The organism is Nonomuraea sp. NPDC050783 (assembly GCF_040802095.1).
GTDB lineage: Bacteria > Actinomycetota > Actinomycetes > Streptosporangiales > Streptosporangiaceae > Nonomuraea.
In genome coordinates, this window is record NZ_JBFAHK010000004.1 from 198100 (window position 1) to 212225 (window position 14126).

Annotated in this window: 11 protein-coding genes; 3 read left to right on the forward strand and 8 right to left on the reverse strand. The window is 71.4% G+C overall.

From position 1 onward, the window contains the following. Nucleotides 1-42 precede the first annotated feature (42 nt). From AB0H75_RS12350 to ctaD, 7 genes are all read right to left on the reverse strand, one after another. Complete coding sequence (locus AB0H75_RS12350; RefSeq protein ID WP_367794778.1) at nt 43-2766, reverse strand: immune inhibitor A domain-containing protein; 2724 nt, start codon at nt 2764-2766, stop codon at nt 43-45. A 142-nt stretch (nt 2767-2908) separates the two neighbouring features. Then, nucleotides 2909-3250, reverse strand: a complete 342-nt coding sequence (gene frdD, locus AB0H75_RS12355) for a fumarate reductase subunit FrdD (protein ID WP_367794781.1) — start codon at nt 3248-3250, stop codon at nt 2909-2911. Then, nucleotides 3247-3630, reverse strand: a complete 384-nt coding sequence (locus tag AB0H75_RS12360) for a hypothetical protein (RefSeq protein ID WP_367794784.1) — start codon at nt 3628-3630, stop codon at nt 3247-3249. The genes frdD and AB0H75_RS12360 overlap by 4 nt, the downstream gene beginning before the upstream one ends. Further along, nucleotides 3627-4391, reverse strand: coding sequence for a succinate dehydrogenase iron-sulfur subunit (gene sdhB, locus AB0H75_RS12365; RefSeq protein ID WP_367794787.1), 765 nt, complete (start codon nt 4389-4391; stop codon nt 3627-3629). Before sdhB ends, AB0H75_RS12360 begins: the two co-directional genes overlap by 4 nt. Beyond that, the gene (gene frdA / locus AB0H75_RS12370; RefSeq protein ID WP_367794790.1) at nt 4384-6120 is read right to left on the reverse strand and encodes a fumarate reductase (quinol) flavoprotein subunit; all 1737 of its coding nucleotides are present in this window, start codon (nt 6118-6120) and stop codon (nt 4384-4386) included. The genes sdhB and frdA overlap by 8 nt, the downstream gene beginning before the upstream one ends. Before the next feature lie 2 nt (nt 6121-6122). Then, nucleotides 6123-6356: a hypothetical protein gene (locus AB0H75_RS12375; protein WP_367794793.1), complete on the reverse strand. Its 234-nt coding sequence runs from the start codon at nt 6354-6356 to the stop codon at nt 6123-6125. Nucleotides 6357-6422: 66 nt separating this feature from the next. Beyond that, nucleotides 6423-8135 (reverse strand): cytochrome c oxidase subunit I, encoded by a 1713-nt coding sequence (gene ctaD, locus AB0H75_RS12380; RefSeq protein WP_367794796.1) that lies wholly within the window; start codon nt 8133-8135, stop codon nt 6423-6425. A gap of 166 nt (nt 8136-8301) precedes the next feature. Here ctaD and AB0H75_RS12385 point away from each other — a divergent pair, with 166 nt between their 5' ends. Further along, entirely contained in the window at nt 8302-9513 is a 1212-nt protein-coding gene (locus AB0H75_RS12385; protein WP_367794798.1) for an aminotransferase class I/II-fold pyridoxal phosphate-dependent enzyme, read from the forward strand. A gap of 39 nt (nt 9514-9552) precedes the next feature. On the opposite strand, the gene AB0H75_RS12390 is transcribed toward AB0H75_RS12385, so the two are convergent. Next, nucleotides 9553-10104, reverse strand: coding sequence for a hypothetical protein (locus AB0H75_RS12390; RefSeq protein WP_367794801.1), 552 nt, complete (start codon nt 10102-10104; stop codon nt 9553-9555). A 69-nt stretch (nt 10105-10173) separates the two neighbouring features. Between AB0H75_RS12390 and AB0H75_RS12395 the strand changes: the two genes are divergently transcribed. Both AB0H75_RS12395 and AB0H75_RS12400 read left to right on the forward strand, forming a co-directional pair. Beyond that, entirely contained in the window at nt 10174-11538 is a 1365-nt protein-coding gene (locus tag AB0H75_RS12395; RefSeq protein ID WP_367794804.1) for an FAD-binding oxidoreductase, read from the forward strand. A 223-nt stretch (nt 11539-11761) separates the two neighbouring features. Further along, nucleotides 11762-14098: a protein kinase gene (locus tag AB0H75_RS12400; protein WP_367794807.1), complete on the forward strand. Its 2337-nt coding sequence runs from the start codon at nt 11762-11764 to the stop codon at nt 14096-14098. Nucleotides 14099-14126 lie beyond the last annotated feature (28 nt).

The window sequence follows — 14126 nt, forward strand, 5'->3', positions numbered from 1 at the left end:
CACCAATGGTAGGGCCGCCGGGAGGTCCCGGCGGCCCATGATCTACTTCTTCGGCGGGACGACCTGGACGATGGCGCCCAGGTTGCCCGGGAGCGGGCTGATCAGCTTGAACTGCACGCCCAGCGCCTTGCCCTCGTCACCGGGGTTGCCGGTGCCGAGCACCGAGCCGGCGGCCACCTGGCCGTACAGCTCGGGGGCGGGGGTGCCGTCCTGGTGCACCACGCGGGTGGTGTACTTCTGGTCGCCCTTGGACGGCACGACCACGGAGGCGTCGAAGTCCCGGTAGGCCAGCGCGCCGTTGATCACCTCAAGGCCCGGGTACCAGGTCTTGGCGTCGGTGAAGGCGGACACGCCCTTCTGCGCCGGGAAGTCCGTGCAGTACTCGCTGAACGGCTCGTCCGGCGCCTCCAGGCACTCCTTGAACGGGTACGTCTTGCCGAACCCGAACGCGGCGTTGGAGGTCTGGACGCGGCCCTGCAGGTTCTTGTTGAGCGTGGGGTCCTTCTGGGCGGCGGTGCCGGTGCGGCGCAGCGGCTCGAAGTGCGAGTCCACCACGAGCAGGCTGCCCTTGGGCCCGATGCTCGGCGGGAGCTGCAGCGTGCTGGCCAGGTTGTTGTTGATGTAGGTCGAGTCGCGGTACCACACCAGCAGGCCCGGCGCGTTGTACTTGATCTTCTGCACCTTCCACGCCCCGTCGCGGGAGTAGTCGGTGTCGTAGGTGTAGGCCAGGCCCTTGTCGAAGCCGTCGAAGTTGCGCCACTCGGCCAGGTAGAAGCGGGAGATCTCGCGCTCACCGTTGTTGCGCGTCCAGCCCGTTCCGCTGGTGTTGGTGAACGTGCCGCCGGTGGCCTTCCAGCCGTTGTCGCCGCCCTCGACGTCGTCGCTCCACACCGTCTCGGTGCCGTTGGTCAGCGCGAAGTCGTCCACGTGCCAGCCGCGCTCCTGGAAGGCGGCGTCGGTGTTGTACGTCAGCCGCAGCTTGATGCTCTTCCCGGCGAACGGCGTCAGGTTGACGTAGTCGTGCCGCCAGCCGCCGCTGTCACCGGTGAGGCCGTACTTCTTGTGGCCGAAGGTGGCGAGGTTCTTGTTCGGGTCCGGGTAGTCGTCCGGCGTGGTGACCTCGGTGCCGGCCTCGTCGTAGACCTTCTGCTGGGCCCAGGTCTCGCCGCCGTCGGTGGAGACCTCGACGAAGCCGAAGTCCCAGTCCTGCTCGATGACGTAGTTGTTCCACATCCACAGCCGCAGGTCGGTCCCGGCGGGGACGGCCAGGTCGCGGGTGAGGGTCAGGTTGGCCCAGTCCTGGTCGAGACCGCTCCACCAGGCGTTGGAGCCGCTGTGCACGTCCACCATCTTGAGCGGCGTGGAGGCGAGGTTGACCCGGACGCCGTCGGCGGTGAGCTTGGGCGTGCGCGAGGACTGCCCGACGGTCACCAGCTTGGCGGCGTCGCCGGGGTCGAACGTCTTCGGGTTCGCCCAGCCGAGCACCCACTTGTCCCACAGGCCCATGTGCGACGGCATCGACTGGAAGATCGGCCCGGAGTGCGAGCCGCTGGACATCAGGTCCCAGAAGTCGACGGCCGAGCTGGCCGCGCCGGAGGTGTCGTACAGGTCGGGCAGGCCGAGGTCGTGGCCGTACTCGTGGGCGAAGACGCCGACGCCCGAGTCCTCCGGCTGCACGATGTAGTTGGAGATCTTCTTGTCGGTGCCGGGGACCTTGTAACCGCCCGCCACCGCGCTGGAGTGCGCCCAGATGGCGTAGGTGCCCTGGGCGCCGCCGTCGGAGGACTTGTCCTTGCCGGCGTGCACGAGCACCAGGTGGTCGATGACGCCGTCGGGCTCGTTGAAGTTGCCGTCGCCGTCGGCGTCGGAGACGTCCTCGACGTCGTAGTCGGCCCACGGGAAGCTCGGCTGCGCCTGGGCCAGGGCGTTGACGGTGTCGATCGGGAGCTGCTGAGCGCCGAGCGGGTTGTCCGGGTGGCCGGACATGTCCTGGGGCGCTCCGCCGCAGGCCGCGGCGCCGTACCACGCCTCGGAGTGCGGCACCTTGATCCAGCCGACCGCCGAGCCGGTGACCGAGTAGGCGCCCTTCGACATCTCCTCGTACATCTTCTTCATGGTGTAGCCGGAGATGTCGATGCCGGGCTTGCCGTCGCGCGGGTCCTTCAGGTCCTTGCGCACGCGCTCGGTGATGCCCTGGTCGGTGTAGAGCATCTTGTTGAAGTGCTCGGGGCTGAAGTCCTTGACCCAGAAGGAGTTGTTGTCCTTGTGCGGCAGCGTGGCCGGGTCGGGGATCTTGTTGTGCAGCGGGCCGTTCTGGAGCGTGCCCGGCGGCTCGACGACGCAGTCGTCGGGGTCGCTGTCGGGGGTGCGCAACCGGTTGAAGCCCGAGAAGTCGTCGTTGGCCTGCTCGTTGAACTCGACGAGGATCGTCAGGAGCTTGGCCGTACGGGTCTGCTTGGTGTTCTTGAAGATCCACTCAGCCGGGTTGCGGCCGGTCCTGATGGCCTCGTTCTCGCGGGCGGCGAGGACGCGGCCGGCGGCCGGGTTGCCGCTGCTGAACTTGCGGTCGAACTTCTGGGCGGGAGTGAGCGAGCGCGCCTGGCGCTGGTTCACCGGGGGCGCCTCGGGATCCTTCGCCACCCGGGGCGGGGCGTAGTTGACGTAGAAGTCCGAGGCCGCGGGCTCGTAGTCGGCGACGGAGGCCGCCTGAGCGGTGGGCACGGACAGGGCGGCCCCCAGCAGGGCGACCGCCGGGAAAGCTGCCAATAAGCGCTTTGTGCTGGGCACCAGGAACCCTCTCTGCCCGGGGTCGCCGGGCGCATGGCCATAGGGTGTGCAATGCCGGACGTTAGAACGTCGATAAACCCGGCGTAAAGTGCGTTGTTGAAACGTGATCAAAACACGACATTTAGACCATCAATAGTGTCGCGACCACACCCCCGACAATGGCCCCTCCGTAACACAACACCGCGATGATCGGGTCGAACCTGGCGATCCCCAGCAGTTCCTCGCTGGTGAACCTGATCCGGTGCGCGGCGTGGAAGAGGCACAGCACGACCACGACCGGCACCGCGACCCGCACGACCGGGTTCCCGGCCAGGTCACGCAGGTGCGCGGCGGTCGGCCAGTCCACCACGCCGAGCGGCATGAGCACCCCGAACAGCAGCACGAGCACCGGCAGCACCAGCGCCGCCACCACTCCCCCGCCGCTGAACAACAACCACAGGTACGGCTCCGGCGTGCGTCTCATGGCGTCCTCAGCACGAAGTAGGCGACGATCAGCGAGACCAGCGCCCAGGCCGTGTGGTTGCCGCCCTGGATCATCCAGGCCGGCACCCGCCAGCCGTCCAGCCGGACGACCGTCGCCTTGGGCGCGAGGTTGAGGAAGGTGACCGCGTGGAAGACCGTCGCCGCCAGCGCGACCACGTTGACCGCGATCATCCACGGGCGCGCGGCCAGCGCCGCGAACTCCTCCTGCGTGCCGTCCAGCACCGCCGCCAGCAGCATCAGCGTGAACGCGACCGCCCACGCCACGAAGACACTGGTCAGCTCGCGCAGCACGAACACCGTGCAGGAGCGGGTGCGGGCGAACCAGAAGCGGTCGCGGCGGGCGCGGTAGGTGGCCGTCATCGCCGCCGCCCCCAGGGCAGCACCGAGCGCATGGCCGCGGTCACCTTGTAGCGCTGGATGGCCTCGGCCGGGTCCACGTGCTTGGGGCAGACCCGGGTGCACTCGCCGACGAACGTGCACCCCCAGACGGCCTCCTCGGCGTTGAGCACGTCGAAGCGGTCGTCCATGTCGCGCGAGTCCAGGTTGTAGCGCTGCGCCAGCGCGATCGCGGCCGGGCCCAGGAAGTCGGGGTCGAGCACGTACACCGGGCAGGCCGAGTAGCACAGCAGGCAGTTGATGCACTGGCTGTACTGCTTGTACGCCTCAAGCTGCGCGGGCGTCTGGGCGTACTCGGTGCTCAGCGGCAGCTCCTCGCCCTCCCGCACCAGCCACGGCCGCACCGACGACAGCTTGTCCAGGAAGCCGTCGATGTCCACCACCAGGTCCCTGATCACCGGGAAGCCCTTCAGCGGCTCGATCCGCACCGGGCCCCCGCCGTACTCGGTCAGGAACGTGCCGCAGGTCAGCCGGGCCTCGCCGTTGACCGTCATGCCGCACGAGCCGCACACGCCCATCCGGCACGACCAGCGGAACGACAGGCTGCCGTCCAGGCGGTCCTTGACGTAGGCCAGGCCGTCGAGCACCGCCCAGTCGGCCATCAGCGGCACGTCGTAGCCCTGGAAGACCGGCTCGGCGTCCCGGCCCGGCCGGTAGCGGGCGATCTCCATCCTGATCGTGCGGGTGCCCGCCTCCCGCCGGGCCTCGCGCGTGGTGTCAGTCACGGCCGTACACCCTTTCTCCCGGGGGCCAGCGGGTGATCGTCACGGGCAGCAGCGTCACCGACGGGGTGCCGTCGGGGGCGCGGTGCACCAGCGAGTGGGCGAGGTAGGCGCGGTCGTCGCGGGCGGTGTGGTCGGTGCGCTGGTGCGCGCCGCGCGACTCGCGCCGGTTGAGCGCGCAGGCGGCGACCGTGCGCGCGACGTCCAGCATGGCGTGCAGCTCCTGCAGGGCGACCAGCTCGGTGTTGAAGGCGTCGCTGGTGTCCTCCACGCGCGCCTCGTCGGCGCGCTCGCGCAGGTCGGCGAGGGTGTCGACGGCCCGCGCCAGCGCGCCGCCGTCCCGGTAGATGCCGGCCGCGCCCTCCAGGGTGTGCTGCATCCGCTCGCGCAGGTCGGCGATGCGCTCGCCGGAGGCGTTGCCGGCCCGCGCCCGCAGGAGCCTGCGCTCCTCGTCGGCGCCCTGGCTGCGCACGGCCGCGGGCTCCGCCTCGCCGCGGTGCGAGCGGGCGAAGGCGGCCGCCGCGGCCCCGGCGCGGGCACCGAAGACCAGGCACTCCGGCAGCGAGTTCGAGCCGAGCCGGTTGGCGCCGTTGATGCTCACGCAGGCGGTCTCGCCCGCCGCGTACAGGCCGGCGATCGGGGTGGCGCCGTCGAGGTCGGTGTGGACGCCGCCCATCATGTAGTGCACGACCGGGCGCACCGGGATGAGGTCGGTGGCCGGGTCCAGGTTCTGGTAGCTGCGGCACAGCTCGCGCACGAACGGGATGCGGGCGTCGATCTTGCGCTCGCCCAGGTGGCGCAGGTCCAGGTAGACGACCGGCCCGTACGGGGTGTCCACGGTCCGCCCGGCCCGCTGCTCGTGCACGAACGCCTGGGAGAGCCGGTCGCGCGGCCCCAGCTCCATGCTGCGCAGCGTCGGGGACGGCGTGGGCTTGCCCAGGTCGTAGTCCTGGAGGTAGCGGTAGCCGTCCTTGTTGATCAGCCAGCCGCCCTCCGCCCTGGCCGCCTCGGTGATGAGGATGCCGGTGAACGGCAGGCCGGTCGGGTGGTACTGGACGAACTCCATGTCCTTGAGCGGCGCGCCGGCGCGGTAGGCCAGGGCCATGCCGTCGCCGGTCTTGATGGCGGCGTTGGTGGTGAAGGGGAAGATCCGGCCGCAGCCGCCGGTGGCCAGGAGCACGGTCCTGGCGGGGATGGCCTCGATCCGGCCGGTCCTGATCTCCAGGGCGACGACGCCGTGGACGCGGCCGTCGTCCACGATCAGGCTGGTGACGAACCACTCGTCGTAGCGGATCAGCTCCCGGTACTTGAGCGTGGTCTGGAACAGCGTGTGCAGCAGGTGGAAGCCGGTCTTGTCGGCGGCGTACCAGGTGCGCATCTTCTTCATGCCGCCGAACGGGCGGACCGCGACCCGCCCGTCCGGCTCCCGGCTCCACGGGCAGCCCCAGTGTTCGAGCCGCATGAGCTCGCGGGGGGCCTCGCGCACGAACGCCTCGACCGCGTCCTGGTCCGGCAGCCAGTCGCCGCCGGAGATCGTGTCGTAGCAGTGCTCGTCGTGCGAGTCGTCGAGGCCGATCACCCCCGCCGCGCCGCCCTCGGCCGAGACCGTGTGGCTGCGCATGGGGTAGACCTTCGAGACGACCGCCACCTTCGCGGCCGGATCGCTCTCGGCGGCGGCGACGGCCGCGCGCAGGCCGGCCGCGCCGCCGCCGACGATCAGCACGTCGATCATGCTCAGCTCCCGTGGTCGGGCTGGAGAAGGTCCCTGACCCGCTTGCCGTCGCAGCGGACGGCCGACAGGTGGATGCTCCCGTCGTGGTACTCGTGCCGGATGCGCCGGCAGCCGCAGTCGAAGAACTGGTCGCGGATCACCATGCCGTAGCCGTCGTCGTCGGCCAGGCGCTGACCTCCGGACTTCTTGCCGCAGGGGGCCGTCTCGGGGTCGAAGGGGGTCTTCGTACCGTTCATCGCCGATCTCCCTAGATAGGCGAAAGGTCACTTTCACCCAAGCACCGGGGTCGCTCGCGTGAAAGGTCAGTCGGATGTGTCCCCGGGCGCCTCCCGGGGGCCGATCGCGGGGCTGTCGGACTCGTCGGCCACCGGCTCCCGCTCCCCCGGCCGGCGCGGGTAGTGCAGGTCGAAGGCGGGCCGCTCGGAGCGGATGGGCGGCATGGTGAGGAAGTTGTGCCGGGGCGGCGGGCAGGAGGTGGCCCACTCCAGCGAGTTGCCGTAGCCCCACGGGTCGTCGAGCGTGACCTTGGGGGCGCGCCTGGCCGTCTTCCACACGTTGTACAGGAACGGCAGCGTCGAGGCGCCCAGCAGGAACGCGCCCACCGACGAGATCTCGTTGAGCGTGGTGAACCCGTCGGCGGCGCTGTAGTCGGCGTAGCGGCGCGGCATGCCGAGCTGCCCCAGCCAGTGCTGGATGAGGAACGTGGTGTGGAAGCCCACGAACAGCAGCCAGAAGTGCAGCCGGCCGAGCCGGTCGTCCAGCATCCGCCCGGTCATCTTCGGCCACCAGAAGTAGAACCCCGAGAACATGGCGAAGACCACCGTGCCGAACACCACGTAGTGGAAGTGCGCCACCACGAAGTAGGTGTCGCTGATGTGGAAGTCCAGCGGCGGCGAGGCCAGGATGATGCCGGTCAGCCCGCCCAGCAGGAACGTCACCAGGAACCCGACGGCGAACAACATCGGCGCCTCGAAGCTCAGGTGCCCCCGCCACATCGTGCCGATCCAGTTGAAGAACTTCACGCCCGTCGGCACCGCGATGAGGAACGTCATGAACGAGAAGAACGGCAGCAGCACCTGCCCGGTGACGAACATGTGGTGCGCCCACACCGTCATCGACAGCCCGGCGATCGCGATCGTGGCCCCGACCAGCCCCATGTAACCGAAGATCGGCTTGCGGCTGAAGACCGGGATGACCTCGGTGATGATGCCGAAGAACGGCAGCGCGATGATGTAGACCTCGGGATGGCCGAAGAACCAGAACAGGTGCTGCCAGAGCATCGGGCCCCCGTTGGCGGCCTCGAACACCTGCGTGCCGAGCTTGCGGTCGGCCTCCAGCACCAGCAGCGCCGCCGCCAGCACCGGGAACGCCATCAGCACGAGCATGCTGGTCAGCAGCACGTTCCAGGTGAACAGCGGCATCCGGAACATCGTCATGCCGGGCGCCCGCATGCCGATGATCGTGGTGATGAAGTTGACCGCGCCGAGGATCGTGCCCAGGCCGGACAGCGCCAGCCCCATGATCCACAGGTCCCCGCCCACCTGCGGCGTGTAGGTCGACCACGACAGCGGCGTGTAGGCGAACCAGCCGAAGTCGGCCGCCCCGCCGGGCGTGAAGAACCCGGCGAACACGATGAGCCCGCCGAACAGGAACAACCAGTACGCGACCGCGTTCAGCCGGGGGAAGGCCACGTCGGGCGCGCCGATCTGCAGCGGCATCACCACGTTCGCGAACCCCGCGAACAGCGGCGTGGCGAACAGCAGCAGCATGATCGTGCCGTGCATGGTGAACAGCTGGTTGTACTGCTGCTGGCTCACCAGTTGCAGCCCCGGCGCGGCCAGCTCGGCCCGGATCACCATCGCCATGACGCCGGCCGCCAGGAAGAACACGAACGAGGTGATCAGGTAGAGATAACCGATGACCTTGTGGTCCGTCGTGGACAGCCAGGACGCGATGACGGTCCCGGTGCGGCGGCGCCTGACCTGTTCGATCGTGCTCTCGCGTACGGTCGTCACGGCTGCTCCCTCCGGTCTGGAGTTGGGCTGCCCCCGATCCCCCCATTCCACGACATGGATCGCCGCTCGGGAAGCCGTTCGCGCACATTCGCCCCCGGCGACTTGGCACCCGGCCGATTCTTCTATCCTTGGGCGGGCACCGACCGAACCGGAGGAGAGATCTCTCGTGACCGCACAGCGTGACTACGACGCCCTCGTCCAGCGCGGGCTCTCGCTCGACCTCACCCGGGGCAAGCCGTCGCCGCGTCAGCTCGATCTCTCCAACGACATGCTCAAATTGCCCACGAGCTACCGGGCGGCCGACGGCACCGACGGCCGCAACTACGGCAACCTGCAGGGCCTGGCCGAGCTGCGCGAGCTGTTCGCGCCGCTGATCCAGGTGCCGGCCGGGCAGCTCGTCGTGGGCGGCAACGCCAGCCTGGCGCTCATGCACGACACCGTGGTGCACGCGCTGCTCAGCCCGGTGCCCGGCGCGGCCCGCCGGTGGATCGAGGAGCCCAGGATCACGTTCCTGTGCCCGGTGCCCGGCTACGACCGGCACTTCACCATCTGCGAGCGCTTCGGCATCACGATGGTGCCGGTGCCGATGACCGCCGACGGCCCCGACATGGACGTCGTCGAGCGCCTGGCCGCCACCGACGCGAGCGTCAAGGGCATCTGGTGCGTGCCGAAGTACAGCAACCCGTCCGGCGTCGTCTACAGCGACGAGACCGTGCGGCGGCTGGCGGCCATGCCCGCGGCCGCGCCCGACTTCCGCGTCTTCTGGGACAACGCCTACGCGGTGCACCACCTCACCGACACCCCGGCCGAGCTGGCCGACCTGCTGGCGCTGGCCGCCGAGGCGGGCCACCCCGACCGGGTGTTCGTCTACGCCTCCACCTCCAAGGTGACGCTGGCCGGGGCGGGCGTGTCGTTCTTCGGCTCCTCGCCGGCGAACGTCGAGTGGTTCCTGTACAACACCGCCAAGCAGTCCATCGGCCCCGACAAGCTCAACCAGCTCCGGCACGTGGAGTTCCTGCGCGACGCGGCGGGGGTGGCGGCGCACATGCGCCGGCACGCCGAGCTGATCGGGCCGAAGTTCGAGCTGGTGGACAAGGTGCTGACCGAGCGGCTCGGCGGCCTGGCGAGCTGGACCAGCCCCAAGGGCGGCTACTTCATCAGCCTGGAGGTGCCGCACGCCGCCGAGGTCGTGGCCCGGGCCAAGGCCGCGGGCATCGCGCTCACGCCGGCCGGGGCCACCCACCCCTACGGTAAGGACCCCGACGACCGCACGATCCGCATCGCGCCCACCTACCCGGAGCTGGACGAGCTGGAGCAGGCCATCGAGGGCCTGTGCGTGTGCGTCCGGCTGGTGGCCGAGGAGCGCGGGCTCGCCTAACGCCGGGAGCGGGCTCACCCGCGGCGCGGGCGGGCCCGCCTAGCGCCGCGGGCGGAAGCCGAAGATGTACTCGCGCGTCTCACTCGGGTGGAACCAGACGCCCACGCCCGGCTCGTAGACGATGTTGTCGCGGGCGCAGTAGCGCAGGCGTTCCCACACGGCCAGGGCCTTCTCCCTGGCCGGGGCCTCCATCGCGTCCCGCTTGCGGGCGCCGCGCGCGCCGAGCACGTTGAGCAGCCCGAACCCCCAGAACAACCCCGTCAGGCAGAACGGGGCGAGCAGCACCTCGCCCCACTGCGGGTCCTGGCCCATCGCGATCACCAGCGAGACGACCAGGTGGACCAGGGCCGCGACGAGCAGCATCAGGTAGCCCTGGTTCCTCGTCCAGGCCGTGTAGTGGCGGCTGGGGAACGACAGCCAGACCGCGAGCTGCGTGCGGCTCATCACGTGCTTGGACGCGCCGAGCGTGGCGGCGGTGGGCAGGTCGGCGACATCGCGCGTGCCGGGTAACCTGACCCGCCCGATGCGGTAGGTGGTCCCGGCCGCTACCGCACCGGGGACCGCGACGACCTGGTCGGTCTCCGAACACACCGGGCACCTGACTTCCACCCGGGCAGTCTGGCCTTAAGGACGGCCATGCGCAAACCGTAGGCTGCCGGTGTGAGACCGATTGATGCCCTGGTGCACTCGCTGTCCGAAGCCCGCGTCGTGACCGATCCCGACGTGGTCGCCTCCTACGCCCGCGACCGGACGTTCCTGGAGCCCGGCAGGCCGCTCGCGGCCGTGCTCGCCGCCTCCCGCGAGGACGTCGTGACCACCCTGCGCTGGGCGAGCGAGCACCGGGTGCCGGTGGTGCCGCGCGGCGCGGGCACCGGCCTGGCCGGCGGGTCCGTGGCCGGCGACGGGGCGGTGATCCTGTCGCTGGCCCGGATGACGGCCGTCAGGGAGCTGTCCCCGGCCGACGAGATCGCCGTCGCCGAGGCCGGCGTCATCACCGCCGACCTGGACCGGGCGGCCAGGGAGCACGGCCTCATGTACGCCCCCGACCCCTCCTCGTACGAGATCTCCACGATCGGCGGCAACCTGGCCACCAACGCGGGCGGGCTGCGCTGCGTCAAGTACGGCGTGACCCGCGACTCCGTGCTCGGCCTGGAGGTCGTGCTGGCCGACGGCCGGGTCCTGAACACCGGCCGCCGCACGATGAAGGGCGTCACCGGCTACGACCTGACCGGCCTGTTCGTCGGCTCGGAGGGCACGCTCGGCGTGATCACCGCGGCCACGCTGCGGCTGCGGCCCGCGCCGGACGGGCCGCCCGCGACGTTCGCGGCCGAGTTCGGCTCGCTGCGGGAGGCGGGCGCCGCCGTGTCGGCGATCATGGCGGCGGGCTGCCGGCCGTCGCTCATGGAGCTGCTCGACCGGGCCACGCTGGAGGCCATCGACGACTGGCGCAACATCGGGCTGGAGCCCGGCACCCGGGCCATGCTCATCGGCCAGTCGGACGCGGGCGACGGGCAGCAGGCGGCGGTCGATCGTATGGGGCGGATCTGCGTGGAGCACGGGGCCTCGTTCGTGGCCGTGGCCGCCGGGCCGGAGGAGGCCGAGGAGCTGATCGGGCTGCGGCGGCTGGCGTACCCGGCCGAGGAGCGTCTGGGGGCCTGCCTGGTGGAGGACGTGTGCGTGCCGCGCTCGGCGCTGCCCGACATGATCACCGCCATCGAGGCGGCGGGCGCGCGCCACGGGGTGCGCGTCTGCACGGTCGCGCACGCCGGGGACGGCAACCTGCACCCGGTCTTCATCTTCGGCCACGGCGTCGCCGAGCCGCCCGCCGAGGTGTGGGCGGCGGCGGACGAGGTGTTCACCCGGGCGCTGGAGCTGGGCGGCACGCTCACCGGGGAGCACGGGGTGGGGCTGCTCAAGCGGCGCTGGCTGGCGATGGAGTCGGGGCCGGTGGCGGCCGAGGTGCAGCGGGGCATCAAGGCGACCCTCGATCCGCTGGGCATCCTCAACCCCGGCAAGGCCATCTGAACCCGGGCGAGGCCAGCTGAACCCGGGCAGGGCCAGCCGAGAGTGACCGGCGGGTGACCGCGTTCACCAAGCCGTGACCTTGGGTTTCGCCGCGCACACGACCTGCGACGGAAGCTGACTTCGCCGGGTCAGAACATGAAACTTCTGACAAGTCCGGCAGACGCCTCAACGGTCACGCTGGTAGCGTTTTGCCTCATCTATTGGGTTGTAATGGGGGTCCGACGTGAATCAGTTCCAGCCGTTGGCGGCGGACGACCCGCGACGGCTGGGGGCGTACGACATCGTCGCCCGGCTCGGCGAGGGCGGCCAGGGCGTTGTCTACCTCGGCAAGAGCGACTCCGGGGAGCAGGTCGCGGTCAAGCTGCTGCACCACGCCCTGGTGGCCGACGCCGACGCGCGGACCAGGTTCCTGCGCGAGGTGGCGGTGGCGCAGCGGGTCGCCCGGTTCTGCACCGCGCCCGTGCTCCACGCCGACCTGGACGGCAGCCGGCCGTACATCGTGAGCGAGTACGTTCCCGGGCCGTCGCTGCGCGAGCTCGTCCTGACCGAGGGGCCGCGGCGGGGCGCGGCGCTGGAGCGCCTGGCCATCAGCACGGCCACCGCGCTCGCCGCCATCCACCGGGCGGGGATCCTGCACCGCGACTTCAAGCCCGCCAACGTCCTCATGGGGCCCGAGGGGCCCGTCGTGATCGACTTCGGCATCGCGCGCGCCCTCGACTCGCCCGGCGCCACGGCCACGGGGATGGCGATGGGGACGCCGTCGTACCTGGCGCCCGAGCAGCTCACCGGGGCGGTGGTGTCGGAGGCGGCCGACGTGTTCGCCTGGGGCGTCACCATGGTCTTCGCCGCCACCGGCAGGCCCGCCTTCGGGGCCGACTCGATCCCCGTCGTCATGAACCGCATCCTCAACGAGGAGCCGCAGCTCGGCGGCATGGAGGGAGAGCTGGGCGAGCTGGTCGCGGCCTGCCTGTCCAAAGACCCGTCCCAGCGGCCCACGGCCGACGAGCTGATCGTCCGCCTCACCGGCCAGCCCGCCCCGAAGGCCGCCATCGAGCCGGTCACCGGCCAGAACCACACCACCCCGCCCCCCGGCCCCCCGGCCGGCCAGGTCGCCGGCCCCCAGCCCGGCGCCCACGGCGGTCAGCCCGGCGGGCCCCAGGGCGGTCAGGCGGCCGGGCCCCAGGCGGGTCCTTGGGCGGCGGGTCTGCCGCAGCCGGGGCTGTCCCCGCAGTCGGGCCCCTTCCCGCACCTCGCCGCCGCCATCCAGAACGGCCCCGCCCAGCCCGGCCCGGCCTCCGCCGCCCCTGGCTCCCACCCCAACAGCGGCCCCCACCCCAACGGCCCCGTACCCGGCGGCCCGGCCTCGGGCGCCCCTGTCCCGGGCGGCTCCGTGCCCGGCGGCTCCGTGCCGGGCGGCTCCGTGCCGGGCGGTCCTGGAGCCGGTGCCCACGCGCCCGGCGGTGCGGCGCCCGGCGGTCCCGTAGCCGGCGGCCCTGGGGCCAGTGCCCCTGCGTCCGGCGGCGCGGCGCCCGGTGGTCACGGCGGCCCCGTACCCGGTGGCCCCGTACCCGGTGGTCACGGTGGTCCTGGGGCCGGTGCTTCTGGGGCCTCCGGCGCGGCCGGGAGCTCCGCGCACGGGGGGCCGCACGCGCGGCCCGGTGGTTCTCGTCCGGGCGGGGCGGGGGCCTCGGGTGGGCAGGGTGGCGACGCGGCGGCCGGCAGGCAGCGGCGCACCATGACGCTCGCCCTGTCCGGCGCCGCCGCCGCGGCGCTGCTCGTGGTGGCCGGCGCCGTCGTGGTGCAGGCCAACAGCAAGCAGACCCCCGTGGTGGCCGCCGGCGACGCCACGCGCAGGACCCAGGACGGCGGCTCGGGCGCGGGCCAGCCCGGCGAGCCGCCCGCCACCCAGGAGAACACCGACCCGGTCGTCCCCACGGACGACCCCGTCCCGGTCGGCACCCTCGACATCGAGGAGCCGGAGAAGAAGACCGGCAAGAAGCACTCCGAGCAGCCGGTCGCCCAGGTCCCGACCCCGCCGGTCAGCACGCAGCCGCGCCCGCAGACCTCGGCGAAGCGCCCGCACGCCTCCTCGACGCCGACGCCGACGCCGAAGCCGACGCGCAGCAAGAAGAAGACCGTCGCGGTGGACCCGGAGGCGGAGCCGACGAACGCGCCGACGCACGACCCGGACGAGCCCACCAAGACCGTCACTCCGTCGAAGCCGCCGGCCAAGCCGAACCCGTACACGGCGACCGGCGCCTGCGGGGCCGGCTACAAGGTGATCAACTCCCACGCGCTGGGCAACTACGCCACGATCTACCTGCTGTGGAACGCGAGCGCGAGCAAGAACTGCGTGGTGACGATGGCCCGCTACCAGTATCCCGGCAAGATCGAGATGAACGCCACCCTCCAGGTCAAGGGCGGCGCCAGCGGCAGCAACCCGGGCAAGTTCACCGCCTACGCCGGCCCCGTCCGGCTGGCGGCCGCGAAGAAGTGCGTGATCTGGGGCGGTTCGATCGCCGACCTGAGCTGGAAGTCCGGCTGGAGCCACTGCAAGTAGCCGTGGCCCGTCCGCGGGGAGCCGCCGT

What these genes read in the sequence shown, in the direction of transcription:
- AB0H75_RS12375 (WP_367794793.1), bottom strand. Translation starts at nt 6,356, where the DNA reads ATGAACGGTACGAAGACCCCCTTCGACCCCGAGACGGCCCCCTGCGGC.
- frdA (WP_367794790.1), bottom strand. Translation starts at nt 6,120, where the DNA reads ATGATCGACGTGCTGATCGTCGGCGGCGGCGCGGCCGGCCTGCGCGCG.
- AB0H75_RS12360 (WP_367794784.1), bottom strand. Translation starts at nt 3,630, where the DNA reads ATGACGGCCACCTACCGCGCCCGCCGCGACCGCTTCTGGTTCGCCCGC.
- frdD (WP_367794781.1), bottom strand. Translation starts at nt 3,250, where the DNA reads ATGAGACGCACGCCGGAGCCGTACCTGTGGTTGTTGTTCAGCGGCGGG.